Source organism: Anaerococcus lactolyticus ATCC 51172 (genome assembly GCF_000156575.1).
Taxonomy (GTDB): Bacteria; Bacillota; Clostridia; order Tissierellales; family Peptoniphilaceae; genus Anaerococcus; species Anaerococcus lactolyticus.
Genome location: NZ_GG666092.1, coordinates 1 through 435 on the forward strand (window position 1 = coordinate 1; position 435 = coordinate 435).

1 pseudogene is annotated in these 435 nt (G+C 32.4%); it reads right to left on the bottom strand.

Annotated elements, in window-relative coordinates:
* Positions 1 to 38 precede the first annotated feature (38 nt).
* A pseudogene (locus HMPREF0072_RS10410) lies at positions 39 to 435 on the bottom strand (replisome organizer); the annotation flags it as partial.

Here is a 435-nt window from a genome sequence, read left to right on the forward strand (position 1 = left end):
ATTAAAGTCTTTAATAGTGGCTTTCCACCTCTTTTTATCTATAAAGATTCTCCTACATCATAGTTCATTTTTTTATTTCCTCCTTGATGTCTTAGTTTTTCTTTGTCTTCTTCATACCATTTTAAGATTGTCGCATAGTGGTTTTGATAGGTCTTACCACTGCTTTCCATGTATCTTGATAGTTTATTTATCATTATTTCTGTGTGTGAGCTTAATTTTTCTTTAAGATTTTCATATTCTTCTTTGCTTAGCCTTACATTTTTGAATTCTCCATAAAAGATGGGGGTGAACTGTTCTCCTCTCCCCTTATCTATACTAACCTTATCTAATCTACCCTTATCTATACTGGGTTGACCACTTGACAACCTTTGGTCAACCAAATGACAACCAACTTTTTCTTCTGAAATATATACTCCATTTTCCGTTTGATAAAGA